This window comes from Streptomyces sp. DH41 (assembly GCF_029813785.1).
Lineage (GTDB): Bacteria > Actinomycetota > Actinomycetes > Streptomycetales > Streptomycetaceae > Streptomyces.
The window spans coordinates 48,677-73,662 of sequence record NZ_JARVKY010000018.1 but is presented as its reverse complement, the minus strand read 5'-3'; the positions used below and the strand labels follow the sequence as shown (position 1 = coordinate 73,662).

General features: G+C 70.7%; 24 protein-coding genes and 1 tRNA gene. 12 read left to right on the top strand and 13 right to left on the bottom strand.

From position 1 onward, the window contains the following. Positions 1 to 97 precede the first annotated feature (97 nt). The 5 genes from acs (at position 98) to QC283_RS26520 (ending at position 5,624) form a co-directional block, all read left to right on the top strand. Positions 98 to 2,056 carry an acetate--CoA ligase gene (gene acs / locus QC283_RS26540; protein ID WP_279564208.1) on the top strand — a complete coding sequence of 653 codons (1,959 nt, stop codon included), beginning with the start codon at positions 98 to 100 and terminating at the stop codon, positions 2,054 to 2,056. A gap of 254 nt (positions 2,057 to 2,310) precedes the next feature. Next, complete coding sequence (gene nhaA, locus QC283_RS26535) at positions 2,311 to 3,735, top strand: Na+/H+ antiporter NhaA (protein ID WP_279564207.1); 1,425 nt, start codon at positions 2,311 to 2,313, stop codon at positions 3,733 to 3,735. 114 nt (positions 3,736 to 3,849) lie between these two features. Continuing rightward, on the top strand, positions 3,850 to 4,338 hold the full coding sequence (locus tag QC283_RS26530; protein WP_279564206.1) for a phage holin family protein: 489 nt from the start codon (positions 3,850 to 3,852) through the stop codon (positions 4,336 to 4,338). Continuing rightward, positions 4,335 to 5,303 (top strand): alpha/beta fold hydrolase, encoded by a 969-nt coding sequence (locus tag QC283_RS26525; protein ID WP_279564205.1) that lies wholly within the window; start codon positions 4,335 to 4,337, stop codon positions 5,301 to 5,303. The genes QC283_RS26530 and QC283_RS26525 overlap by 4 nt, the downstream gene beginning before the upstream one ends. Before the next feature lie 138 nt (positions 5,304 to 5,441). Beyond that, positions 5,442 to 5,624, top strand: coding sequence for a hypothetical protein (locus QC283_RS26520; protein ID WP_279564204.1), 183 nt, complete (start codon positions 5,442 to 5,444; stop codon positions 5,622 to 5,624). 30 nt (positions 5,625 to 5,654) lie between these two features. On the opposite strand, the gene QC283_RS26515 is transcribed toward QC283_RS26520, so the two are convergent. The 3 genes from QC283_RS26515 to nth are packed head-to-tail and all read right to left on the bottom strand — an operon-like array spanning position 5,655 to position 8,783. Continuing rightward, the gene (locus QC283_RS26515) at positions 5,655 to 6,854 is read right to left on the bottom strand and encodes a MarP family serine protease (RefSeq protein WP_279564203.1); all 1,200 of its coding nucleotides are present in this window, start codon (positions 6,852 to 6,854) and stop codon (positions 5,655 to 5,657) included. 47 nt (positions 6,855 to 6,901) lie between these two features. Then, positions 6,902 to 7,627 (bottom strand): NUDIX hydrolase, encoded by a 726-nt coding sequence (locus QC283_RS26510; protein ID WP_279564202.1) that lies wholly within the window; start codon positions 7,625 to 7,627, stop codon positions 6,902 to 6,904. Between the two features lie 52 nt (positions 7,628 to 7,679). Then, positions 7,680 to 8,783: an endonuclease III gene (nth, locus tag QC283_RS26505; protein WP_279564201.1), complete on the bottom strand. Its 1,104-nt coding sequence runs from the start codon at positions 8,781 to 8,783 to the stop codon at positions 7,680 to 7,682. Positions 8,784 to 9,059: 276 nt separating this feature from the next. Between nth and QC283_RS26500 the strand changes: the two genes are divergently transcribed. After that, positions 9,060 to 9,734, top strand: coding sequence for a Crp/Fnr family transcriptional regulator (locus QC283_RS26500; RefSeq protein WP_003975365.1), 675 nt, complete (start codon positions 9,060 to 9,062; stop codon positions 9,732 to 9,734). A gap of 103 nt (positions 9,735 to 9,837) precedes the next feature. Here the strand turns inward: QC283_RS26500 and QC283_RS26495 are convergent, their stop codons facing one another. The 5 genes from QC283_RS26495 to QC283_RS26475 form a co-directional block, all read right to left on the bottom strand. Next, positions 9,838 to 10,680 carry an MBL fold metallo-hydrolase gene (locus tag QC283_RS26495; RefSeq protein ID WP_279564200.1) on the bottom strand — a complete coding sequence of 281 codons (843 nt, stop codon included), beginning with the start codon at positions 10,678 to 10,680 and terminating at the stop codon, positions 9,838 to 9,840. Further along, positions 10,677 to 11,687 carry an NUDIX hydrolase gene (locus QC283_RS26490; RefSeq protein WP_279564199.1) on the bottom strand — a complete coding sequence of 337 codons (1,011 nt, stop codon included), beginning with the start codon at positions 11,685 to 11,687 and terminating at the stop codon, positions 10,677 to 10,679. Before QC283_RS26490 ends, QC283_RS26495 begins: the two co-directional genes overlap by 4 nt. Before the next feature lie 117 nt (positions 11,688 to 11,804). After that, entirely contained in the window at positions 11,805 to 12,857 is a 1,053-nt protein-coding gene (locus QC283_RS26485; protein WP_279564198.1) for an alpha/beta fold hydrolase, read from the bottom strand. 172 nt (positions 12,858 to 13,029) lie between these two features. Next, a complete protein-coding gene (locus QC283_RS26480; RefSeq protein ID WP_279564197.1) occupies positions 13,030 to 13,497 on the bottom strand; it encodes a RidA family protein in 468 nt (155 codons plus the stop codon). Then, positions 13,494 to 13,655, bottom strand: a complete 162-nt coding sequence (locus QC283_RS26475) for a DUF4177 domain-containing protein (RefSeq protein ID WP_010986011.1) — start codon at positions 13,653 to 13,655, stop codon at positions 13,494 to 13,496. The genes QC283_RS26480 and QC283_RS26475 overlap by 4 nt, the downstream gene beginning before the upstream one ends. 106 nt (positions 13,656 to 13,761) lie before the next feature. Here QC283_RS26475 and QC283_RS26470 point away from each other — a divergent pair, with 106 nt between their 5' ends. Continuing rightward, on the top strand, positions 13,762 to 14,739 hold the full coding sequence (locus tag QC283_RS26470; RefSeq protein WP_279564196.1) for an ArsA-related P-loop ATPase: 978 nt from the start codon (positions 13,762 to 13,764) through the stop codon (positions 14,737 to 14,739). Beyond that, on the top strand, positions 14,736 to 16,091 hold the full coding sequence (locus QC283_RS26465; protein ID WP_279564195.1) for an ArsA family ATPase: 1,356 nt from the start codon (positions 14,736 to 14,738) through the stop codon (positions 16,089 to 16,091). The genes QC283_RS26470 and QC283_RS26465 overlap by 4 nt, the downstream gene beginning before the upstream one ends. 176 nt (positions 16,092 to 16,267) lie before the next feature. Here QC283_RS26465 and wblA read toward each other — a convergent pair whose 3' ends face one another. After that, complete coding sequence (gene wblA, locus QC283_RS26460) at positions 16,268 to 16,612, bottom strand: transcriptional regulator WblA (RefSeq protein ID WP_279564194.1); 345 nt, start codon at positions 16,610 to 16,612, stop codon at positions 16,268 to 16,270. Positions 16,613 to 17,072: 460 nt separating this feature from the next. Between wblA and QC283_RS26455 the strand changes: the two genes are divergently transcribed. Beyond that, complete coding sequence (locus tag QC283_RS26455) at positions 17,073 to 19,361, top strand: transglycosylase domain-containing protein (protein WP_279564193.1); 2,289 nt, start codon at positions 17,073 to 17,075, stop codon at positions 19,359 to 19,361. 136 nt (positions 19,362 to 19,497) lie between these two features. Here the strand turns inward: QC283_RS26455 and QC283_RS26450 are convergent, their stop codons facing one another. Next, the gene (locus QC283_RS26450) at positions 19,498 to 19,962 is read right to left on the bottom strand and encodes a GatB/YqeY domain-containing protein (RefSeq protein ID WP_279564192.1); all 465 of its coding nucleotides are present in this window, start codon (positions 19,960 to 19,962) and stop codon (positions 19,498 to 19,500) included. Between the two features lie 217 nt (positions 19,963 to 20,179). Here QC283_RS26450 and QC283_RS26445 point away from each other — a divergent pair, with 217 nt between their 5' ends. From QC283_RS26445 to QC283_RS26435, 3 genes are all read left to right on the top strand, one after another. Beyond that, entirely contained in the window at positions 20,180 to 21,109 is a 930-nt protein-coding gene (locus QC283_RS26445) for a metallophosphoesterase (RefSeq protein WP_279564191.1), read from the top strand. Positions 21,110 to 21,254: 145 nt separating this feature from the next. After that, positions 21,255 to 22,010: a Pr6Pr family membrane protein gene (locus QC283_RS26440; protein ID WP_279564190.1), complete on the top strand. Its 756-nt coding sequence runs from the start codon at positions 21,255 to 21,257 to the stop codon at positions 22,008 to 22,010. Between the two features lie 67 nt (positions 22,011 to 22,077). After that, positions 22,078 to 22,151, top strand: a tRNA-Pro gene (locus QC283_RS26435). 76 nt (positions 22,152 to 22,227) lie between these two features. Here the strand turns inward: QC283_RS26435 and QC283_RS26430 are convergent. The 3 genes from QC283_RS26430 to QC283_RS26420 are packed head-to-tail and all read right to left on the bottom strand — an operon-like array spanning position 22,228 to position 24,867. Further along, entirely contained in the window at positions 22,228 to 23,394 is a 1,167-nt protein-coding gene (locus QC283_RS26430) for a site-specific integrase (protein ID WP_279564189.1), read from the bottom strand. Continuing rightward, positions 23,394 to 23,576, bottom strand: coding sequence for a helix-turn-helix domain-containing protein (locus QC283_RS26425; protein ID WP_279564188.1), 183 nt, complete (start codon positions 23,574 to 23,576; stop codon positions 23,394 to 23,396). Before QC283_RS26425 ends, QC283_RS26430 begins: the two co-directional genes overlap by 1 nt. Next, positions 23,569 to 24,867 (bottom strand): replication initiator, encoded by a 1,299-nt coding sequence (locus QC283_RS26420; RefSeq protein ID WP_279564305.1) that lies wholly within the window; start codon positions 24,865 to 24,867, stop codon positions 23,569 to 23,571. Before QC283_RS26420 ends, QC283_RS26425 begins: the two co-directional genes overlap by 8 nt. Between the last annotated feature and the right edge of the window lie 119 nt (positions 24,868 to 24,986).

The window sequence follows — 24,986 nt, the reverse complement described above, 5'->3', positions numbered from 1 at the left end:
ATGAGGTGTGGCCTGGGACACAACGGACAACCCTGAGAATGGGAGATGTCGTGAGCAACGAATCCTTGGCCAACCTGCTGAGGGGGGAGACGGGACGATGAGCGAGAATTCCTCCCTCTCCAACCTGCTCAAGGAAGAGCGCAGGTTCGCGCCCCCCGCCGACCTGGCCGCGAACGCCAACGTCACGGCGGAGGCGTACGAACAGGCCAAGGCTGACAGGCTCGGCTTCTGGGCCGAGCAGGCCCGCCGGCTGACCTGGGCCGAGGAGCCGACCGAGACCCTCGACTGGTCGAACCCGCCGTTCGCCAAGTGGTTCAAGGACGGCAAGCTCAACGTCGCCTACAACTGCGTGGACCGCCACGTTGAGGCCGGGAACGGCGACCGCGTCGCCATCCACTTCGAGGGCGAGTCCGGCGACAGCCGCGCCATCACCTACGCCCAGCTCAAGGACGAGGTCTCCAAGGCCGCCAACGCCCTGCTGGAACTGGGTGTGCGGAAGGGCGACCGGGTCGCCGTCTACATGCCGATGATCCCCGAGACCGCGATCGCGATGCTGGCCTGCGCCCGGATCGGCGCCGCCCACTCGGTCGTCTTCGGCGGCTTCTCCTCGGACGCCCTCGCGACCCGCATCCAGGACGCCGACGCCCGTGTCGTCATCACGGCCGACGGCGGCTCCCGGCGAGGCAAGCCGTCCGCGCTCAAGCCCGCCGTCGACGAGGCCGTCGAGCGCGCCGGCATCGTCGAGCACGTGCTCGTCGTCCGCCGCACCGGCCAGGACGTCGCCTGGGACGACTCCCGCGACAAGTGGTGGCACGAGACCGTCGACCGGCAGTCCGCCGAGCACACGCCGGAGGCGTTCGACGCGGAGCACCCGCTGTTCATCCTGTACACGTCCGGTACGACGGGTAAGCCCAAGGGCATCCTGCACACCTCCGGCGGCTACCTCACGCAGACGGCGTACACGCACTGGGCCGTCTTCGACCTCAAGCCGGAGACCGACGTCTTCTGGTGCACCGCCGACGTCGGCTGGGTCACCGGGCACTCCTACATCGTCTACGGCCCGCTCGCCAACGGCGCGACGCAGGTCATGTACGAGGGCACCCCGGACACCCCGCACCAGGGCCGGTTCTGGGAGATCGTGCAGAAGTACAAGGTCTCCATCCTCTACACCGCGCCCACCGCGATCCGGACGTTCATGAAGTGGGGCGACGACATCCCCGCGAAGTTCGACCTGTCCTCGCTGCGCGTCCTCGGCTCGGTCGGTGAGCCGATCAACCCCGAGGCGTGGATCTGGTACCGCAAGAACATCGGCGCCGACGCCACCCCGGTCGTCGACACCTGGTGGCAGACCGAGACCGGCGCCATGATGATCAGCCCGCTGCCCGGCGTCACGGACGCCAAGCCGGGCTCCGCCCAGCGCGCGCTGCCCGGCATCTGTGCCACCGTCGTCGACGACGAGGCGAACGAGGTACCGGACGGCGGCGGTGGCTACCTGGTCCTCACCGAGCCGTGGCCGTCGATGCTGCGCACCATCTGGGGCGACGACCAGCGGTTCATCGACACGTACTGGTCGCGCTTCGAGGGCAAGTACTTCGCCGGTGACGGCGCCAAGAAGGACGACGACGGCGACATCTGGCTCCTGGGCCGCGTCGACGACGTGATGCTCGTCTCCGGGCACAACATCTCCACCACCGAGGTCGAGTCGGCGCTGGTCTCCCACCCGTCGGTGGCCGAGGCGGCCGTGGTCGGCGCGGCGGACGAGACGACCGGGCAGGCCATCGTGGCCTTCGTGATCCTGCGCGGCACGGCGGCGGAGACCGAGAGCCTGGTCGCCGACCTGCGGGCGCACGTCGGCGCCACCCTCGGCCCGATCGCCAAGCCCAAGCGGATCCTGCCGGTGGCCGAGCTGCCGAAGACCCGCTCCGGCAAGATCATGCGGCGCCTGCTGCGTGACGTCGCGGAGAACCGGCAGCTCGGTGATGTCACCACCCTGACCGACTCCACCGTCATGGACCTCATCCAGACGCAGCTCCCGGCCGCGTCCAGCGAGGACTGACCCCACGAGGACTGAGCCACCTGCTCCGAGGGCACCCGGCGAGAGATTCGCCGGGTGCCCTCTTTCGCATGGAGTGCCCCTTACGCACCGTAGCGGAGATCACCCGGCACCCTCGACGCAGGTTAGGTAGGCTAAGAAACGCGTAAGAGACTCGACAAGATCCTCGAAGAACCCCCTCTCGAAGATCCTCATGGTGTGCCGGGAAGTCTGGTCGGCAAGTGTTCCGTGCTGCCCACCGACCGGAGGTTCTCCCCGTGACCGCGCCCCGCCCCCCTCGCAAAGCCTTCGGACGTCTGTCCCTCCCGGAGCGGAACTACGTCGCGGAGGCCCTGCGCACCGAGACGGTCGGCGGTGTCCTCCTGCTCGCCGCCGCGGTCGCCGCGCTCGTGTGGGCGAACATACCGGTGCTGAGCGACAGCTACGAGAGCGTCAGCCACTTCCACTTCGGCCCCGAGGCGCTCGGCCTGAACCTGTCGGTCGCGCACTGGGCCGCCGACGGCCTCCTGGCGATCTTCTTCTTCGTCGCGGGCATCGAGCTCAAGCGCGAACTCGTCGCCGGTGACCTGAAGGACCCGAAGGCCGCCGCGCTCCCCGTGGTGGCGGCGCTGTGCGGCATGGCCGTGCCCGCGCTCGTCTACACGATCACCGCCACCACCGGCGGCGGCTCCCTGTCCGGCTGGGCCGTGCCCACCGCCACCGACATCGCCTTCGCGCTCGCCGTACTCGCCGTCATCGGCACCTCCCTGCCGAGCGCCCTGCGCGCCTTCCTGCTGACACTCGCCGTCGTGGACGACCTGTTCGCGATCCTGATCATCGCGGTCTTCTTCACCGAGTCGATCGACTTCGTCGCGCTCGGCGGCGCGGTCGTCGGCCTCGTCGTCTTCTGGCTGCTGCTCCGCAAGGGCGTCCGCGGCTGGTACCTGTACGTCCCGCTCGGCCTCGCGATCTGGGCGCTGATGTACAACAGCGGCATCCACGCCACCATCGCCGGCGTCGCGATGGGCCTGATGCTGCGCTGCCACACCCGCGAGGGCGAGAGCCACTCCCCCGGCGAGCACATCGAGCACCTCGTACGCCCCCTGTCGGCGGGTCTGGCGGTGCCGCTGTTCGCGCTGTTCAGCGCGGGTGTCGCGCTCTCGGGCGGCGCGCTCGCCGACGTGTTCACCAAGCCGGAGACCCTCGGCGTCGTACTCGGACTCGTCGTCGGCAAGACGCTGGGCATCTTCGGCGGCACCTGGCTGACGGCACGCTTCACGAAGGCCTCGCTCAGCGACGACCTCCAGTGGGCCGACGTGTTCGCGGTGGCGTCCCTGGCCGGCATCGGGTTCACCGTCTCGCTGCTCATCGGCGAGCTGGCCTTCGAGGGTGACGCGGCGATGACGGGCGAGGTCAAGGCCGCCGTCCTCACCGGCTCGCTCATCGCGGCGGCCCTGGCGACCGTGCTGCTGAAGATACGGAACGCCAAGTACCGCAAGATGATCGAGGCCGAGGAGCGCGACGACGACCTCAGCGGCGTACCGGACGTCTACGAGGAGGACGACCCCGCGTACCACCTGCGCGTGGCCGCGATCTACGAGAAGAAGGCCGCCGAGCACCGCCGGATCGCCGACGAGATGGAGACGGCGCGGCTTGCCGAAGTGCCGGGCGGGGCAGGCGATGAGGGCGACGGTCCGGCATGATCTGACGAGACGGTACAAAAGACGGACCGTACGCGGTCGGGCCTGCGGCAGTCAGGCAGCGCCCGGCAGCCACGGAACCGTACGCAGATCAGCCAGGAGAAGAGGGAGACCGCGATGAGCGCACCCGACGGCAGCCCGGTCGGCACCGAACGCAGCATCGGCCAGCTGTTCGCCTCGGCGACCACCGAATTGTCGGCGCTCGTGCACGACGAGATCGCCCTGGCCAAGGCGCAGCTGAGGCAGGACGTCAAGCGCGGGGCGACGAGCGGCGGGGCGTTCTCGATGGCGGGGGCGGTACTCCTGTTCTCGCTGCCGATGCTGAGCTTCGCGCTGGCCTACGCCATCCGGACCTGGAGCGACTGGAACCTGGCGGTCTGCTTCCTGCTGTCCTTCGCGGCGAACGTCCTCCTCGCGGCCCTCCTCGCGCTGATCGGCATCGTCTTCGCGAAGAAGGCCAAGAAGGGCCGCGGCCCGCAGAAGGTCGCCGCCTCGGTGAAGCAGTCGGCGGGCGTGCTGCAGAACGCCAAGCCGCACCCGCGGCCGGAGCTGCCCGCGGACCGGTCCCCCGAGGCTATCGAGGCTGTGGCACGCTCGTCCTCATGACGGACCCCGCCAGCCCTCCGGGGCAGCCCCCATCGGCGCAGCACCCCACCTCGGTCGTACGGCTCGGTATCCCGGGCGGGCCCGAGGTGACCCACCGGGACGTCGCCGCCAACGGCGCACGCTTCCACATCGCCGAGCTGGGTGACGGACCGCTGGTGCTGCTGTTGCACGGGTTCCCCCAGTTCTGGTGGACCTGGCGGCACCAACTGGTGGCCCTCGCGGACGCCGGTTTCCGCGCGGTCGCCATGGACCTGCGGGGCGTCGGCGGCAGCGACCGCACGCCGCGCGGCTACGACCCCGCCGGCCTCGCCCTCGACATCACCGGTGTGGTCCGCTCCCTCGGCGAGCCGGACGCCGCGCTGGTCGGCCACGACCTGGGCGGCTACCTGGCCTGGACGGCCGCCGCGATGCGGCCCAAGCTCGTACGGCGGCTCGCGGTCTCGTCGATGCCGCACCCCCGGCGCTGGCGCTCGGCCATGCTCGGTGACGTCCGCCAGACCCGGGCCGGGTCCTACGTCTGGGGCTTCCAGCGTCCCTGGATCCCGGAGCGTCAACTGACCGCGGACGACGGCGCGCTGGTCGGCCGGCTGATCGACGACTGGTCGGGGCCGCGCCCGCTCGACGACGAGGCCGTGGACGCCTACCGCCGGGCCATGTGCATCCCCTCCACGGCGCACTGCTCGGTCGAGCCGTACCGCTGGATGGTGCGCTCCCTGGCGCGTCCCGACGGCATCCAGTTCTACCGCCGCATGAAGCGGCCGGTGCGCGTGCCGACCCTGCATCTGCACGGTTCGCTGGACCCGGTGATGCGGACACGGAGCGCGGCGGGGTCGGGGCAGTACGTCGAAGCCCCGTACCGCTGGCGGCTGTTCGACGGCCTCGGGCACTTCCCGCACGAAGAGGACCCGGTCGCCTTCTCCACCGAACTGATCAACTGGCTGAAGGATCCCGAGCCCGATCGGTGACCGGACGGTGACCTGACGAACGCGCCCGGCATCCGGACCAGAACGCTTGTCCTACGAACGGCCACTTGCCCGACGCATAGGCCAATTGGGGGCCGCGATAACGGTTACCGACCTTGGGGCGGGGGCACACGTCCGGGTATGGGCTGGACGCACGACTACAGTGACGTAGCACGCGACGGCCGCTCCACGAGCGGCGTAAGCACCCACCGACGAGGAGGCACCCCGCAACTGGCGGGTGCGGACCTACGGGTGGGCATCCCGCGCATCCTGCGCCGCCGGGCCCGCTGGGTATCCGTGCGCCTGCGCCATCCACGCGGCTGAGCGCCGCGCAGGCGACCACGAGGGCCTCTCCTAGAGTGCGCAGCTGTCGCTGTCCACCTGCTGGTTGGCGGTGCGGCCCTTCGTGATGTCCTCGCGGATCTCGTCCGCGGTGAGCGCGTAGCCGGTCTCGGCATCGTCGAGGGACTTGGCGAACACCACGCCGTAGACCTCGCCCTCGGGGGTGAGCAGCGGGCCGCCGGAGTTGCCCTGACGGACCGTCGCGTACAGCGAGTAGACGTCGCGGTGCACGGTGTCGCGGTGGTAGATGTCCGGTCCGTTGGCCGTGATGCGCCCGCGCACGCGCGCGGCGCGGACGTCGTACGCCCCGTTCTCCGGGAAGCCCGCGACGATCGCGTCGTCCTGGCGGCTCGCGTCCTCCTCCGCGAACCGCAGCGCGGGCGCCTCCAGATCCGGCACGTCCAGTACGGCGATGTCGCGCCGCCAGTCGTAGAGGACGACCGTCGCGTCGTACAGCCTGCCCTCGCCGCCTATCTGCACGGTGGGCTCGTCCACGCCGCCCACGACATGGGCGTTGGTCATGACGCGGCGGTCGTCGAAGACGAAGCCGGTGCCCTCCAGGACCTTGTCGCATTCGGTGGCGGTGCCCATGACCTTGACGATGGAACGCTTCGCACGGGCCGCGACCGGGCTGCCGGCCAGCGCCGGGTCGGGCGCCTGGACCACCGGGATCTGCTCGCTGGAGAAGGGGCTGAAGACCTGTGGGAAGCCGTTCTTCGCGAGGATGGAGGAGAAGTTCGTGAACCACGTGTCGGCCCCTGCGGGCAGCGCCCGGGAGACGCCCTGCAGAACCGTGGAACCGCGGACCTCCTTGCCGAGTGTCGGCAGCGTGGTGCCGGCCAGCGCCGCGCCGATCAGCCAGGCGACCAGGAGCATCGCCACGACGTTGACCAGGGCGCCACCGGTGGCGTCCAGGGCGCGGGCCGGGGACCAGGTGATGTACCGGCGGAGTTTGCTGCCGAGGTGGGTGGTCAGGGCCTGGCCCACGGAGGCGCAGACGATGACGACGACGACCGCGACGACGGCGGCGGTCGTACTCACCTCCGCGTTGTCCGTCAGGACGTCCCAGACGACCGGCAGCAGATAGACGGCGACGAGGCCGCCGCCGAGGAAACCCGTCACCGACAGGATGCCGACGACGAAGCCCTGGCGGTACCCGACGATCGCGAACCAGACGGCGGCCAGCAGCAACAGGATGTCCAGCACGTTCACTGATTCAGGCCCCGCCCTGTCGTCCTACGCTCACACCGGTCACCCTGTCATGACCGCCAGTCCAGCGGGACCTGCTTCTCCCTGTCCCAGGGCCGCTCCCAGCCCGCGAAGTGCAGCAACCGGTCGATGATGCCGGCGGTGAAGCCCCAGACGAGCGCCGATTCGACCAGGAACGCCGGTCCTCGGTGGCCTCTGGGATGGACGGCGGTCACTCTGTTGGCGGGGTCCGTGAGATCGGCCACGGGGACGGTGAAGACCCGCGCGGTCTCGTTCGGGTCGACGACGCCCACCGGGGTGGGCTCGCGCCACCAGGCCAGTACCGGGGTGACGACGAAGCCGCTGACCGGGATGTAGAGCTTGGGGAGAACGCCGAAGAGCTGCACGCCGGCCGGGTCGAGCCCGGTCTCCTCCTCCGCCTCGCGCAGAGCTGCCCGCAGCGGCCCGTCGCCCTGCGGATCGCCGTCCTCGGGGTCGAGGGCGCCGCCCGGGAAGGCCGGCTGACCGGCGTGTGAGCGCAGGGTGCCGGCGCGCTCCATGAGCAGCAGCTCGGGTCCGCTCCCTGCCTCATCGGCGCCGCTACCGTCGCCGTCGCCGAACAGGATCAGTACGGCGGACTGGCGCCCCGCGCCGTCCTCCGGCGGCAGGAAGCGGCTCAGCTGTCCGGGCCGCACCGTCTCGACGGCCCGCACCACCGGGTCCAGCCAGCCGGGCAGGCCCTCCTTGCTGAGGATCCCGCCCCGCGTGTGCCCCTGTGTGTCGCTCGCCCGTGTCATCGCCACCCCCGTTCTGCCGATTCCAACGCCCGACACCATCGAGATCGTTCCGTCACCCGGCCCCCAGCGGAGGTGCCGGGGTCCCGCCCGCGTCCAGATACGCCTGCGGCGGATTCAGACGCTGGCCGGGGAACCCGCCCTTCTCGTACTTCAGCAGCTTCTTCGCCTTCTCCGGGTCCGTCTCGCCCTCGCCGAAGGCCGGGCAGAGCGGAGCGATGGGGCAGGCGCCGCAGGCGGGCTTGCGGGCGTGGCAGATCCGGCGGCCGTGCCAGATCACGTGGTGGGAGAGGTCCGTCCAGTCACTCTTGGGAAAGAGCGCGCCGACGGCGGCCTCGATCTTGTCCGGGTCGGTCTCGTCGGTCCACTGCCACCGGCGCACCAGGCGCTGGAAGTGCGTGTCCACGGTGATGCCGGGCCGGCCGAACGCGTTGCCGAGGACGACGAAGGCGGTCTTGCGGCCGACGCCGGGCAGTTTGACGAGGTCTTCGAGACGCCCGGGGACCTCACCGCCGAAATCCTCCACCAGGGCCTTGGACAGCCCTATGACCGATTTCGTCTTGGCCCGGAAGAAGCCGGTCGGGCGCAGGATCTCCTCGACCTCCTCGGGGTTGGCGGCGGCCAGGTCCTCGGGGGCGGGGTACTTGGCGAAGAGGGCGGGCGTCGTCTGGTTGACGCGCAGGTCGGTGGTCTGGGCGGACAGCACCGTGGCCACGACCAGCTGGAACGGGTTCTCGAAGTCCAGCTCCGGGTGCGCGTACGGATAGACCTCGGCGAGCTCGCGGTTGATACGGCGGGCGCGGCGGACCAGCGCGGTGCGCGACTCGGCGCGCGGCGTCTTCGGGGCGACGGTCTTCGCCGGGGCGACGCCCTTGACGGCGGCCGTGGCCTTCTTGGGCGCGACGGCGGGCTTCTTGGCGGGCGCCTGCTTCTTGACGGGCGCCGCCGCGCTCTCGGCCGACGCCTGCTTCTTGACGGGCGCCGCCGCGCTCTCGGCCGACGCCTGCTTCTTCGCCGGCGCCGTCTTCTTCGCAGATGCCGGACCGTTCTCGGCGTTCTTCTTCACGGCACCCTTCTCCGCAGTCACCCTCTTGGCAGGCGCCGCCCTCTTTGTCGCTTTCGCCGATTTCCTACCGCCATCGGGGCCCTGTTCGCCCACAGCGGAATCGCGACGTACACCCACCCGCGCAGCCCCCTCGGCCTGTGCTCTCACCGGCGATTTGGACACCCGGCCAGCCTACGGCCCGGCACCGACATCTGCCCCGGACCTCGAAGATCGGCGTCCAATTGGACCCCTGCCGCGTACCCCAGGACACCAGTGCGGCATCCTTGTGACAGATCACACTGTTTGGACTGTCCGGCAAAATGGGCACCACGGACCCCTGGTACACCGGGGGAACAAGATCCTCTGAGCCGGTCGACAAGGAGAGAACTCGTGGACGACGTTCTGCGGCGCAACCCGCTCTTCGCGGCGCTCGACGACGAGCAATCCGCGGAGCTCCGCGCCTCCATGAGTGAGGTGACCCTCGCCCGCGGCGACACACTGTTCCACGAGGGGGACCCCGGAGACCGCCTCTATGTGGTCACCGAAGGCAAGGTCAAGCTTCACCGCACGTCCCCCGACGGGCGCGAGAACATGCTGGCCGTCGTCGGCCCGAGCGAGCTGATCGGCGAGCTGTCGCTCTTCGACCCGGGCCCGCGCACGGCCACCGGCACCGCGCTGACCGAGGTCAAGCTGCTGGCCCTCGGGCACGGCGATCTCCAGCCCTGGCTGAACGTCCGCCCGGAGGTCGCCACCGCACTGCTGCGTGCCGTCGCACGCCGCCTGCGGAAGACCAACGACGCCATGTCCGACCTCGTCTTCTCGGACGTCCCCGGCCGTGTCGCCCGCGCCCTGCTGGACCTGTCCCGCCGTTTCGGCGTGCAGTCCGAGGAGGGCATCCACGTCGTGCACGACCTGACGCAGGAGGAGCTGGCCCAGCTGGTCGGCGCGTCCCGCGAGACGGTCAACAAGGCACTGGCGGACTTCGCCCAGCGCGGCTGGCTCCGCCTGGAGGCCCGCGCGGTGATCCTGCTGGACGTGGAGCGGCTGGCCAAGCGCTCCCGCTGACGGCCCCGGCCGGATCGCCCCGGCTGGGCAGACCCGGCGAGGCAGACCCGGCCAGGCGCACTGGTCGGGCAGAACTGGTCGGTCGGCCCCCGGCCGGGCAGTCCTAGTCGGGCAGCTGGATGAGCCCGTGCTCGCCCAGGTACTCCAGCTGCGCCCGCACCGACAGTTCCGCCGCCGGCCACAGTGAGCGGTCGACGTCCGCGTACACGCGGGCGACGACCTCGCCCGGCGTCCGGTGACCGTCCTCCACGGCCGTCTCGACCTGGGCGAGGCGATGGGCACGGTGGGCGAGGTAGTACTCCACGACGCCCTGGGCGTCCTCCAGGACGGGACCGTGGCCCGGGAGCACCGTGCGCACCCCGTCGTCGGCCGTGAGCGACCTGAGCCTGCGCAGGGAGTCCAGGTAGTCGCCGAGACGGCCGTCGGGGTGGGCCACCACCGTCGTACCGCGGCCCAGGACCGTGTCACCCGTCAGGACCGCCCGGTCCGCCGGGAGATGGAAACACAGGGAGTCGGCCGTGTGCCCGGGGGTCGGTACGACCCTCAGCTCCAGGCCGCCGACCCCGATCACGTCACCGGCGGCCAGCCCCTCGTCGCCCAGCCGCAGCGCCGGGTCCAGGGCCCGTACGTTCGTGCGCGTCAGCTCGGCGAAGCGCGCGGCGCCCTCCGCGTGGTCCGGGTGACCGTGGGTCAGCAGAGTGAGGGCGACGCGCTTGCCCGCCCGCTCGGCCGTGTCGACGACGTGCCGCAGGTGTGTGTCGTCCAGCGGGCCCGGGTCGACCACGACGGCCAGGTCGGAGTCCGGCTCGGCGAGGATCCAGGTGTTCGTCCCGTCCAGGGTCATCGCGGAGGCGTTGGGCGCGAGGACGTTCACCGCGCGCGCGGTGGCCGGGCCCGACAGGACGCCGCCGCGCGGCTGTCCGGGCAGTGTTGCTGCGTCCGTCATGCGGGGGCTCCCCCGGTCGGGTCGGAAGGTGTCGTCGACGCCTGCGCCGTGCTCGTCGGCACGTGCCGGGTGAACTCGTCGTGTCCCGGCCAGGAGAGCACGATCTCGCCGCCCACCAGCCGCGCCTCGGCCAGCACCGGCGTCATGTCGCGGCCCGGAGCCGACGCGAGCGCCTCGGCCGCCGTACCGCACGCCGCGAGACCGCGCAGGGTCGCGATCGTCGGCGGCATCATCAGCAGCTCGCCCCTGTCGTACCCGGCCGCCGCCTGTGCAGGGGTGATCCACACCGTGCGGTCGGCCTCCGTGGAGGCGTTGCGAGTGCGCTGCCCCTCCGGAAGCGCGGCCACGAAGAACCACGTGTCGTAGCGCCGGGACTCGAACTCCGGGGTGATCCAGCGGGCCCAGGCGCCCAGCAGGTCCGAGCGCAGCACGAGGCCCCGGCGGTCCAGGAACTCCGCGAAGGACAACTCGCGGTCGACCAGGGCGGCCCTGTCCCGCTCCCAGTCCTCGCCCGTCGTGTCACCGACCACCGAGTCGCCGGTCGGCCCGGCGAGCAGGACGCCCGCCTCCTCGTACGTCTCGCGTACGGCCGCGCAGACGATCGCCTGGGCGCCCGCCTCGTCGACGCCGAGCCGGTCAGCCCACCACGCGCGCGTGGGGCCCGCCCAGCCGATGTCACGGTCGTCGTCGCGCGGGTCGACACCGCCACCCGGATAGGCGTACGCGCCCCCGGCGAACGCCATGGAGGTACGGCGGCGCAGCATGTGGACGGCGGGGCCCGGCCCGGTACCGGCTTCAGCGTCGGTGCCGCCGTGGGGGCCGCTCCTGGTGTCCTTGAGGAGCATGACGGTGGCCGCGCGCTTCGGGGTGACCGGGGTGAGGGTTCCGGCCGTCAGCGCGCGGATGCGGTCCGGCCACTCCCGGGGATACCACTGACCGTTCGCCTGACCGTTCGCCTGACCATTCGCGTGACCACTCAGCTGATCATTCGCCTGACCGTTCGCCATGGCCGGAGGCTATCCGGTGACGGGCGGATGTTCGAGTGGCCCCCGGGCCGGACGAGGCCGGACGGGGGCCGACCCGGAGACGCGGCCCGCGGGGCCGTACGGGGCCTGTGGCGGCGGTCAGCCGGGGAGTGCGGCCAGCCACTCGATGAGCAGCCGGTTCGTCTCCTCGGGGCGCTCCTGCTGGAGCCAGTGGCCGCAGCCGTCGAGGAGGTGCGAGGCGGTCAGGCCGGGCAGGGTGGTCGGATACGCCTCGATCGCGTCGGACAGCCAGGTGGTGGAGGCGTCCCGGTTGCCGCCGAGGAACAGCGAGGGCTGGGTGATGGGGGCGCCCTGGTGGGCGGCCAGGTCGGCCCAGTCGCGGTCCATGTTGCGGTAGCGGTTGAGGGCGCCGGTCAGACCGGTGCGCTCGAACTCCCCGGCGTAGACGTCCAGCGCCTCCTCGGTCAGCCAGGACGGCAACGGGCCGTCCGGGAACCGGTCGCGCATCCTGCCGCCGGGGGCGACGAAGTGCGGGTCGAGCGCTTCCGGGGCGGGCATGGTGTCGGCGGACAGGGCGGCGTAGAGGCCCGCGAGCCAACCGCGCACGTCGGGCTCGATCTCGGCCTCGGCCCGGCCGGGCTCCTGGAAGTAGGAGACGTAGAACTCCTGGCCCGCGAACGGGCCGGCGGGGTCACTCATGCCCGCGAACACGTCGCTGGGCTTCGGGCCGCCCGGCGGCGTGTACGGCACGCTCAGCAGGCCGACCGCGCGGAACACGTCGGGCCGCAGCAGCGCGGAGTGCGCGGCGATGTTCGCGCCCCAGTCGTGGCCGACGATCACGGCGGACCGCTCGCCCAGGGCCTCCACCACGGCGACGCTGTCCGCCACCAGGTCGAGCATCCGGTACGCCTCCACCGCGTCGGGCCGGGAGGAGCGTCCGTAGCCGCGTACGTCGACGGCGACGGCGCGGAAGCCCGCGGCGGCCAGCGCGGGGAGCTGGTGACGCCAGGAGTACCAGGACTCGGGGAAGCCGTGGACGAGGAGGACCAGCGGTCCGCTGCCCTGCTCCACCAGGTGGATGCGGCCGGCCGGTGAGGGCACCAGTCGATGGACGGGCTGCTGCTCGGTCGCCTGTCGCTCGGTCGTCCGCTGCTCGATCGGCCGCTGTTCGGTCACGGGCTGCTGGGGCATGGCTCCTCCTGGGGCACGCGGTGGGTCCGGCGCCCGAACGGACCAGGACCGGCGACGACGGCCGCCTCCCGCCCCGTACGAGGCGCCGGACTCGATCCTGCGGGGGCGGAGCCGCGAGGGCGAGGTTTGTTGCCGGCCCGGCAACGCCCGCCCCCGCACCGTCACACCGTCCCTACGCCTGGACGAGCTCCACCTGGACCTCGACCTCCACCGGCGCGTCCAGCGGCAGGACCGCCACGCCGACGGCGCTGCGGGCGTGGACGCCCTTGTCGCCGAACACCTCGCCGAGGAGTTCGCTGGCGCCGTTGATCACGGCCGGCTGGCCGGTGAAGTCGGTCGCGGACGCGACGAAACCGACGACCTTCACCACGCGCGCGACGCGGTCGAGGTCACCGGCGACGGACTTCACCGCGGCCAGGGCGTTCAGCGCGCAAGTGCGCGCCAGTTCCTTGGCCTCGTCCGGCGTGACCTCGGCGCCCACCTTGCCGGTGACCGGAAGCTTGCCGTCCAGCATCGGCAGCTGGCCGGAGGTGTACACGTACGGGCCGGACCGCACGGCCGGCTGGTACGCGGCCAGCGGCGGGACCACCTCGGGCAGCGTCAGGCCGAGCTCGGCCAGCTTCGCCTCGACGGCGCTCACGCCTGCCTCTCCCGCTTCAGGTAGGCCACGAGCTGCTCGGGGTTGTTCGGCCCGGGCACGACCTGGACGAGCTCCCAGCCGTCCTCGCCCCAGGTGTCCAGAATCTGCTTCGTGGCATGGACGAGCAGCGGCACGGTTGCGTATTCCCACTTGGTCATGTGGCCGACTCTAGCCGTTGCCCGGGAGGCCTCGGCGGGCCGACCGCGGCGACGTTGTCCACAGCCCCGGGCGTACTCCGCGCGCGGACTGGTTACGCTCGAATACGTGAGCAGGCTCCAGGTCGTCAGCGGCAAGGGCGGAACCGGCAAGACCACGGTGGCCGCATCCCTCGCGCTGGCCCTGGCCACCGAGGGGAAGCGCGCGCTTCTCGTCGAGGTCGAGGGTCGCCAGGGCATCGCGCAGCTCTTCGAAACCGAAGCGCTGCCTTATGAGGAGCGGAAGATCGCCGTCGCTCCCGGGGGCGGGGAGGTGTACGCCCTGGCCATCGACCCCGAACTGGCCCTTCTGGACTACCTCCAGATGTTCTACAAGCTGGGCAGCGCCGGACGGGCCCTGAAGAAGCTCGGCGCGATCGACTTCGCGACCACCGTCGCGCCGGGAGTCAGAGACGTCCTGCTGACCGGCAAGGCGTGCGAGGCCGTGCGGCGCAAGGACAAGAGCGGGCGGTTCGTGTACGACTACGTCGTCATGGACGCCCCGCCGACCGGCCGGATCACGCGCTTCCTCAACGTCAACGACGAGGTGGCCGGTCTCGCGAAGGTCGGCCCGATACACAATCAGGCGCAGGCCGTGATGCGGGTGCTCAAGTCGCGGGAGACCGCCGTGCACCTGGTGACGCTCCTGGAGGAGATGCCGGTCCAGGAGACCGCGGACGGCATCGCCGAGCTACGGGCGGCGCGGCTCCCGGTGGGGCGGGTCATGGTCAACATGGTCCGCCCCGAGGTGCTGGACGCGGACGCCCTGGAACGCGTACGGAGCACACCGCGTACGGCACTCGCCCGCTCCCTTTCGGGGGCGGGGCTCGGCGGGGCGCGACGGGGCGGGCACGCCGAGCGGCTGGTGGACCCGCTGCTCGCGCAGGCCGAGGAGTACGCCGAGCGGTACGCGCTGGAGCAGGAGCAGCGGGCCTCCCTGACCGGTCTGGGCCTGCCGCTGCACGAACTCCCGCTGCTCGCCGAGGGCATGGACCTGGCGGGCCTGTACGAACTGGCCACCGAGCTGCGGAAGCAGGGGATCGCATGAGTCCGGACCGCGCCGCCCGGCACCAGGAGGGCGCGCGGCGCCTCTCCCCCACGCGCCTGCTGGTCGTCGATCCGCTGCTGGAGGACCCGAAGACCCGCATCGTGGTGTGCTGCGGGTCGGGCGGTGTCGGCAAGACGACCACCGCGGCGGCCCTGGGTCTGCGCGCGGCCGAGCGCGGCCGCAAGGTGGTCGTTCTCACCATCGACCCGGCCCGGCGGCTGGCCCAGTCCATGGGCATCGACTCGCTCGACAACACCCCGCGCCGGGTGAAGGGCGTCGACGACGCGGCGGGCGGTGAGCTGCACGCCATGATGCTCGACATGAAGCGCACCTTCGACGAGATCGTCGAGGCGCACGCGGATCCCGAGCGGGCGGCGGCGATCCTGGGCAACCCCTTCTACCAGTCGCTCTCGGCGGGCTTCGCGGGCACGCAGGAGTACATGGCGATGGAGAAGCTGGGGCAGCTGAGGGCGCGGGACGAGTGGGACCTCATCGTCGTCGACACGCCGCCGTCCCGCTCGGCGCTGGACTTCCTGGACGCCCCCAAGCGCCTCGGTTCCTTCCTGGACGGCAAGCTGATCCGCGTCCTGCTGGCCCCGGCGAAGGTGGGCGGCCGGGCCGGCATGAAGTTCCTGAACGTCGGCATGTCGATGATGACGGGCGTGCTGGGGAAGGTGCTGGGCGGGCAGTTCCTGAAGGACGTGCAGACCTTCGTGGCCGCGATGGACTCGATGTTCGGCGGGTTCCGTACGCGCGCGGACGCGACGTACAAGCTGCTCCAGGCGCCCGGGACGGCGTTCCTGGTGGTCGCGGCCCCGGAGCGGGACGCCCTGCGCGAGGCCGCGTACTTCGTGGAGCGGCTGGCTGCCGAGGACATGCCGCTGGCCGGTCTGGTGCTGAACCGGGTCCACGGCAGCGGCGCCGACGGGCTGTCGGCCGAGCGGGCGCTCGCCGCCGCGGAAAATCTTGAGGATCCCCGCATTGTGGATCAGGACGGCGGGAAAGCTGGAGTTCGTAACTCTCCCGACACGTACGGCAGTTCAGACTCTCCCGACCTCGGCTCCGCTCCCGGCCGCGACCCCGATACCTCTCATGAGGCCCCTGAGGCCCCCGACACACCGGAGCGTTCCGTCGACCAGCTCACCGCGGGCCTGCTGAGGCTGCACGCGGACCGGATGCATCTGCTCGCCCGCGAGCAGCGCACGCGGGACCGCTTCACCGCACGTCATCCCGAGGTGGCGGTCACCGAAGTGGCCGCGTTGCCCGGCGACGTGCACGACCTCGCGGGGCTGCGGGAAATCGGTGTCCGTCTCGCGACGGACCGGCCGGAGCTGCCCGAGACGGAGGCCTGATCCAGCCGAGGCATCCGTACCGAGGCGTCCGCACCGTGGCGTCCGCACCGTGGCGCCCGCACCGAGGCGCCCGCACCGTGGCGTCCGTACTGCGGACGTCCCAGCCACAGCGCCCGAACCCAGGCGCCCGAACGGGAATGTCCGAACCGCGGCGTCCGAGGAAGCCCTCGGTCGGCTCAGCCCACGGCTGCCGCCACGTAGTTCTCGTAGATCTCTTCGTCGTCGAGGGGCACGATGCCGACCCCCCGCTCGTACTCCGTCCGCGCCGTCTCCAGCAGGTGGCGCCAGGAGGTCACGGTGGGCCGCCGGCGCAGCAACGCGCGGCGTTCCCGCTCCGTCATGCCTCCCCACACGCCGAACTCGACGCGGTTGTCGAGCGCGTCGGCCAGGCACTCGGTACGCACCGGACATCCGGTGCACACCGCCTTGGCCCTGTTCTGCGCTGCTCCCTGAACGAACAGTTCGTCCGGATCGGTAGTGCGGCAGGCGGCCTGCGCACTCCAGTCGGTTACCCAGCCCATACCGGCGCCGTCCTCTCCCGAATCGAGGCTCCCCCACGGCGGCAGCGGCATATTCACCGCCGCCAGTTGAGGACGTTACGGAAGGTGGGCACAGCGCAACACCCCCTTCGGGCCCAATCTTGAATGGCCCGAACGGACTATGGGTAAGCGGCAGATCACCCGGGGGAGTGAGCTGGCGACATGCGTGATTATTCCGGCATTCGGGTCATGCCTGCTGCGCCACAACGGACACCGGTTGACACACAAGGCGGATTCGGACACGCATCCCACACGCCGTGGCACGCGCCCGTACACACCAACGCGCCCCCCAGTGGGGCCTCTCAGGAAAAAGTCGAGCGGATCCGGAACGATTCGGGGTCGCCGGACGTATTGATACGTGGCCGCACTGCTGTGACAGTTGAGTGCAGCTTAGGCCAAGGCATATACGCGTGTCCGGCGAATGAGAACGTAGGCTGCCTCCATGCCAAAGAAGCGCTCGGGCGGTGGTCTGTCGCCAACTCAGCAGGCCGCCAAGTTCCTCGGTGTCAGTGTCCTCGCTGGAGCGGTGCTGGCCGGCATCGCGTTGCCCGCCGTGGGCGCGCTGGGGCTGGCCGCCAAGGGGTCGGTGGAGAGCTTCGACGCGCTCCCGGCCAACCTGAAGACTCCCCCGCTGAGCCAGCGCACCTCCATCCTCGACGCCGACGGCGGCACCATCGCCACGGTGTACTCGCGCGACCGCACGGTGGTCGACCTGAAGGACATCTCGCCGTACATGCAGAAGGCGATCGTCGCGATCGAGGACTCGCGCTTCTACGAGCACGGCGCGGTCGACCTGAAGGGCGTACTGCGCGCGCTCAACAAGAACGCGCGCAGCGGCGAGGTCTCCGAGGGCGCGTCCACGCTCACCCAGCAGTACGTCAAGAACGTCTTCGTGGAGGAGGCGGGTGACGATCCGACGAAGGTCGCCCAGGCCACCCAGCAGACCATCGGCCGCAAGATCCGCGAGCTGAAGCTCGCCATCCAGGTCGAGGAGGAGCTGGGCAAGAAGAAGATCCTCGAGAACTACCTGAACATCACGTTCTTCGGCCAGCAGGCCTACGGCGTCGAGGCTGCCGCCCAGCGCTACTTCTCCAAGCCCGCCAAGGACCTCAACGTCCAGGAGTCCGCCCTCCTGGCCGGCATCGTCCAGTCGCCCAGCCGGTACGACCCGGTCAACGACGAGGCGGAGGCCACCAAGCGGCGCAACACCGTGCTGCAGCGCATGGCCCAGGTCGGTGACATCTCCCGGGCGGAGGCCGACAAGGCCCAGAAGGCACCGCTCGGGCTGAAGGTCAGCCGGCCCAAGAACGGCTGCATCACGGCCGTGAAGAACTCGAGCTTCTTCTGCGACTACGTACGCGAGGTGTTCCTGAGCGACCCGGTCTTCGGCAAGACCCGCGAGGCCCGGTCCAAGATCTGGAACCAGGGCGGCCTGACCATCCGCACGACCCTCGACCCGCAGGCCCAGAAGTCGGTGCAGGACTCCCTGAAGAGCCACATCTACCAGTCGGACTCGGTGTCCGCGGCGACCACGCTGGTCGAACCGGGCACCGGCAAGATCCTCGCCATGGGCCAGTCGAAGCCGTACGGCTACGGCAAGAACGAGACCGAGATCAACTACTCGGTCGACGCGGCCTACGGCGGCTCCAACTTCGGCTTCCCCACGGGCTCGACCTTCAAGCCCTTCCTCGCGGCCGCGGCGCTGGAGGAGGGCGTGCCGCCGACGCAGGAGTACTCGTCGCCGTACGAGATGGAGTACCCGAGCCCCGTCCAGACCTGTGGCAAGCCCTGGATCAACGACAAGTCCTACACCGTCGAGAACGAGAACGAGACGGAGGTCGGCCCGTACCGCCTGGAAGACGCGATGGGCCTCTCGGTCAACACGTACTTCGTGCAGATGCTCTCCGACATCGGTCTGTGCCCGGTGGCCAACATGGCGGACAAGCTGCACGTCCGGCAGGGCAACGGCGAGAAGCTGCCGCAGAGCCCCTCCGCCCTCGCCCTCGGTTCGGTCGGTATGTCCCCACTGACGCTGGCGAACGCGTACGCGACCTTCGCCTCGCGCGGCATGTACTGCACGCCGGTCGCGATCGAGTCGATCACGCAGAAGGTCGGCAACAAGCAGAAGTCGCTCGAGGTGCCGAAGTCGACGTGCTCGCGGGCCATGACCGAGAAGACCGCGGACACCGTGAACACGCTGCTGCAGGGTGTGGTCGACTCCGGTACGGGTAAGGCGGCCGGCCTCAGCGACCGGCACAACGCCGGTAAGACGGGTACGACCGACGAGCGCAAGAACGCCTGGTTCGCCGGCTACACGCCGAACATGTCGGGCGCCGTCTGGGTCGGCAGCGCCTCCCAGGAGGTCGAGATGAAGAACATCTCGATCGGCGGCGTCACCCACGCCCTCGTCTTCGGTGGCGCGGTCCCGGGCCCCATCTGGAAGGACGCCATGACCGGCGCCCTGTCGGGCAAGGACTCCCCGGACTTCAACATCGTCGACCTCCCGAAGCCCGACAAGGACAAGGACAAGCGCCCGGGCGGCGACGAGGGCGACCGGGACGACGGCGGCAACGGTGACGAGGACAACGGCGACGCCGGTGCCATCGGCGGCCTGATCGGCGACGGAAACAACGGCGGTGGCGGCAACGGAGGCACCGAGCCCAACCCGGACTTCACCATCCCGGAGGGCTTCATCCAGGGCCCGGGCAACGGTCCCGGGGGACGCCGCTGACCCGCCACCCGACGCCCTGACCCGGTCCGGTCCGGTCCGGCAGGGGCAGCGCGCAGACGACGGACGGTCCCTTCCCGACACGGGGAAGGGACCGTCCGCTTGGTACCTGAGCCCGGTACCCGGGTCAATACCCGGGTCAGCCCGCCAGCAGCTTCTTCACCGCGGCCGCCACCCGGCCGCCCTCCGCCTGCCCGGCCACCTTCGGATTCACGATCTTCATCACGGCACCCATGGCACGCGGCCCCTCGGCACCGGCGGCGCGGGCCTCCTGCACCGCCTGGGCGACGATCGCGTCCAGCTCGTCGTCGGACAGCTGCTGGGGCAGGTAGGCGGCGAGCACGACACCCTCCGCCTTCTCCCGCTCGGCCTGCTCCGGGCGACCGCCCTGCGCGAAGGCCTCGGCGGCCTCGCGGCGCTTCTTCGCCTCGCGAGTGATCACCTTCTGCACCTCGTCGTCGGAGAGCTCCCGCTTCTCCTTCCCCGCGACCTCTTCCTTGGTGATCGCGGAGAGCGTCAGCCGGAGCGTGGAGGAGCGGAGCTCGTCACGCTCCTTGATCGCGGCGTTGAGGTCGTCGTGCAGCTTCGACTTGAGCGTGGTCATGGGGGTGATTGTCGCAGGTGCGGCAGGAAGAGCGCCTGCCGATTTACATGGCCCCTGCGTGGCCCCGGCGCGTCCCCCGTCGGTCTCCCGAGAGCCAGTCTTCTGCGAGTCGTCCGCGAGTCCTCCGAGATCCATCCGCAAGTCCTCGCAAGCCCCCGTGAGGCCTCGTGAGTCCCGTGCGGTCGGCTCCCGCCACCGCTTCTGACACGATGGGCGTATGCGCGCGCGATACGGAGTACCCCTGGGAATCACGGCGGTTGGCGCCGCCGGTCTGGTCTACGCGGCGGGCTTCGAGGCCCGTTCGTTCCGCCTCCGACGGGTGACCATCCCCGTTCTGCCCTCCGGGATGCGCCCCCTGCGCGTGCTGCAGGTCTCCGACATCCACATGGTCGGCGGCCAGCGCAAGAAGCAGCGCTGGCTGCGCTCGCTGGCCGGGCTGCGCCCCGACTTCGTGATCAACACCGGCGACAACCTGTCCGACCCGGAGGGCGTCCCGGAGGTCCTGGACGCCCTGGGGCCCCTGATGGAGTTCCCGGGCGCCTACGTCTTCGGCTCCAACGACTACTACGGCCCGAAGCTGCGCAACCCCGCCCGGTACCTGATCGAGAAGGCCCAGGGCCGCCACGGCCTGAACGGCAACACGCCGGCCGAGGGCGCTGTCCACAACCCGTGGGAGGAGCTGCGCGACGGCTTCGACGCGGCCGGCTGGCAGAACCTCACGAACACACGCGGCACGCTCAAGGTCGAGGGTGTGTCCGTCGAGCTGACGGGACTGGACGACCCGCACATCAAGCGGGACCGGTACGCGGAGGTGGCGGGCGGCCCGTCGGGCACGGCGGACTTCTCGATGGGCGTGGTCCACGCGCCGTACCTGCGCGTCCTCGACTCCTACACGGCGGACGGCTACCCCCTGGTCCTCGCCGGCCACACGCACGGCGGCCAGCTGTGCATCCCCTTCTACGGCGCCCTGGTCACCAACTGCGACCTGGACACGGAGCGCGTGAAGGGCCTGTCCACGCACACGTCCGAGGGCCGTACGGCCTACCTCCACGTGTCGGCGGGCTGCGGTACGAACAGGTACACGCCGGTACGTTTCGCCTGCCCGCCGGAGGCGACGCTGCTGACGCTGGTGGGACGCGAGCACTGACCGGCGAGGGCCGGAATCGGCGGACGGGCAGGTCCCACCCCGGGCCGGGCCGGATCGGGGCCCAGCCCTGGCCGGCTCGGGGCCGGGGTAACCCACACGGCGCACCCACATAGCCCGTAATGTCCGGTCTGCCTAGCGTGAGGCCATGACAGCCCCGATACCCAGGGACATCCCGGACCTCCCCGCAGTCCCGGGTCCACCCAGACTGCTGCCCTCCCCCGTCCCGGCGACGGCCGTCCTGCCACCCGTACGCCGCCCGCTCGTCGCCGGCTTCCGCGCCCTGACCGCACTGCTGGCGCTGACGGGCGTGACGGTCGAACTGCTCCTCGGCGGTCCGCCCACCAGAACCCTGAGCCACTTCACCACCCAGAGCAGCATCCTGCTGGCGCTGGTCCTGCTCGCCTCCGCCCGCCGCGCCTGGTCCGCCCGCCGCCCCCTGCCGGGCGCCCTCACGGGAGCGGCCCTCCTCTACGTAGCGGCCGCCGGCCTCGTCCACCACCTGCTCCTGGCCAACGCGGCGAGCCCCTTCACCATGGCGGAGGGCACCGGTACGGGCACCGGCTGGCACTCGGTCGCGGCCCACCTCCTGAACACGGCCGTCCCTGTCGCCGCGGCCCTGGACTGGCTCCTGCTCACCGCCCCCGGCCGTCTGCACCTGCGCCAGGCCGCCGCATGGCTCCTCTACCCCCTGGCCTACCTGGCCCTCTCCCTGGCCCGCGGCGAGCTCCTCCTCCCCGGCACCCAGGACCGCTACCTCTACCCCTTCCTCGACGTCGACCAGCACGGCTACAAGGGCGTCCTCGGCAACTCCCTCCTCCTCGGCCTCTCCCTATACGCCCTGGGCGCCCTCCTCGTGGCCCTGGACCACATCCGCCCGAACCCGCTCCGCCGCCGCTGGTAAACCGGATTTCGCCTCCGGCCGCCGGTGGGCTAAAGTAAACGACGTCGCCGCGACGAGCAGCGACAATCGGGGTGTGGCGCAGCTTGGTAGCGCGCTTCGTTCGGGACGAAGAGGTCGTGGGTTCAAATCCCGCCACCCCGACAGTGAACACCAGGTGAGGCACCTACTCATATGAGTAGGTGCCTCACCTGTTTCGTGTGCGTGTCTATCTGCGTGACTACCGCTCCGGAGCGCGCTTGAAGATGCCGTCCATGATCACAGCGCCGGTCTGGATCACGGGCCGGATCTGCTTCCGGTAGACCTCCTCGGTCACGGCCGTGCCGGAATGGCCGACCAGGCGGGAGATCTCCTCCAGCGGGACGCCACGGTCGGAGAGCAGCGACACGAAGCTGTGCCGGAGCTCCCGAGGGGTCCACTCGTCGGCGTTGACGCCCTCGGCATCCTTGAGTGCCTGGCGGAAGGCGCGCCGGACGTTCGTGGCATCGAGCGGCTTGCCCACGGCCGAGGAGAAGACGAGTCCGTGCTCGTCCCACTTGTCACCAGCAGCGAGCCGTTCCCACCCCTGATCTTCGAAGTGCTGCCAGAGAACCTCCACGCAGCGCGCCGGCAGGGCGAGCGTGCGCCGGGACTTCCGGGTCTTCGTGTCCCCGCCACGCCGCACCGAGCGCCACACAGCGATGTGTGGCGGCTGGGGCGGATCGGCGTCCGGCCGTCCTTTCAAGAAAACGTGGTCCCAGGTGAGCGCCCGCAGTTCCTCGGTACGGGCGCCGGTCAGCAGAGCGACGACGATGTACGCGTGCATGGAGGTGCCCTCCGCCCCTTTCAGCACCGCCTCAGCCTGAGAGAAGGACAGCGCCTTGGACGGCCGTCCAGCCTGCCCCTGGGGCACCGAGCACAGCTCGACCACGTTGCGCTTCACCTTGTCCCGCGCCATGGCCCTCTTGACCGAGCGGTTCAGGCAGGAGTGGACAGCTTGCAACGTGCGCGTACTGAGCGTCTGCCCCTTGGTCGCAAGCCAGCGGTCGATGTCCTCCGCACTGAGGTCGCGGAGCTTGCGTGCGCCCAAGGCCGGGATGACGTGCTTCTGACTCAGGAGCGTGCACGTCTCGACGGTGCCGGGGTCTCGCCCCGCCAGGCCGTACGCGAGCCAGTCATTCACGGCGTCGGCGACGGTGTAGTTCGTCGACGCGATCGCGAGACCGTCTTCGTGGTCCCGTAGAACGTCCTTGAGCTTGTTCTTCGCCTCGGTCTTGGTCTTGCCACTCCCCCGTTTCACGATGCGTTTGCCGCTCGGATCGAAGCCGAGGTTCGCCGTGGCGATCCAGCGCTGTCTCTTCTCGTCCCAGTGGAGGCCGCCGTCACCGCGGCTACGACGCTTGGTCATCAGGCAGCACGCTCCATCTGTCCTGCGATGAAGTCCCCGAGGGCGGAAGCGGGGATGCGCCGGCACCGACCGATGGCGACGGAGGGCAGACGCCGGGTACGGATCAGTTCGTAAACCGTGGACCGGCCCACCTTCAGGCGAGCCATGACTTCACCCACGGTCAACAGCTCTTCGTCACGCATGCGTCGGCTCTCCTTCTGTTCCGGGGGCGGGTTGGAGGGTTTCGGTGAGCCAGGCTTCGGCGTCGGTGAGGCCGGTACCGGCGTAGATCCAGTGGGCGAGGACGAGCGTGGTCGTCTCCCTGTCGGTCTCGGTCGCTGCAGCGGCTTGGGCACGGCGGTATTCGGCGCGGGCGGTACGGAGGGCGCCGAGGGTGGTGGAGTAGCGACGGGACTTCGTGGAGAAGTGGCCGCGGAAGCCGAGCATGTGGGCCCAGGCCCGCAGGCGAAGATGTTCGAGTTCTTTGCGGGCGCCGAGCGTCCAGGCGGTTCGGACGAGGCGACGGGCGTGGTCGCTGATGTCGAGCTGGGCGAGTTCGGCGAGAAACCTCAGCGGCCGGTCGAGGGCACCCGTCGCGGTTTCGGCACCCTTGGTGGCGTACTTGGCGATGTACGCGGCCACCGCCCGCTCGGTCAGCTCCTGGCCGCCGTCGAAGTCGGCGGAACGAATGGCGCGTACGTCGAGCTGACGGCCGAAGGCGAAGGTGTAGGTGCGGCCGTCGATGGTCGGGCCGTCGACCTGGACGGCAGTGGCGGCGACGCGGATGGCGTCGGTGAGCAGCTCGGCGGTGGCCCAGGCGGGCGGAGGGGTGTCACCGCCCTCGGGGCCGTCGATGCGGATGACGGCATGGAAGTGGACGGCCCCGCGCTTCTGGTACTCGGCAACCTTGGCGAAGGAGACCCGCGCGTGCTCGCGGAAGGTCCGCTGTGTGAGGCCGGCGCGCTTGGCGACCTCCCGGCGGAGGTAGATCGAGAAGCGCCGCCACAGCAGGCCGGCGTGCGCGTTCCACAGGACGGCCGCTTCGTAGTCGTAGGTGTCCGGGTTGAGCGGGGTGCCGAGTACGGCGTCCTCCTGGTCGTGGAGGGAGCCGCAGCGGCAGGGGCCGACGGTACGGGCCGGGCCGGTGGGGCGGTTGTGGACCGGGCCGAAGCCGGGAGCGGTGAAGGTGGCGAAGACGCGTGGGTGGGCGGCGACGTGTTCGGGAGTGCCCTTGCCGCCGCGCAGGCCGGACGTAATCAGGTGGAAGGTGTCGCGGCGGTACACCTCGGCGCAGGCCCCGCAGCGAGTGGTGCGGCGGTTGTTGCAGCGGACCAGGAGGTGACCGGCCGGGAGGTCGGTGGAGTCGAGGTGGTGGAGGGCGGCGCCGATCTCTCCGGTGCGGGTGTCGACGGCGTATTCGGTGCGGTGGCCGTCGAGGCGGATCGGGTGCGTGCAGCCGCCCAGGCCGGAGAGTTGGCGGGCCAGCTCGGGCAGGTTGCCGAGGGAGGCCAGGGTGGAGAGTTCCGCCAGCGGGGGCGGAGTCTGCCGGGTGATGATGGGAGTTCCTTTCGGCTGTTACGGCGGTTGGGAGGGACGGCCCCGGGGCGGCGGGA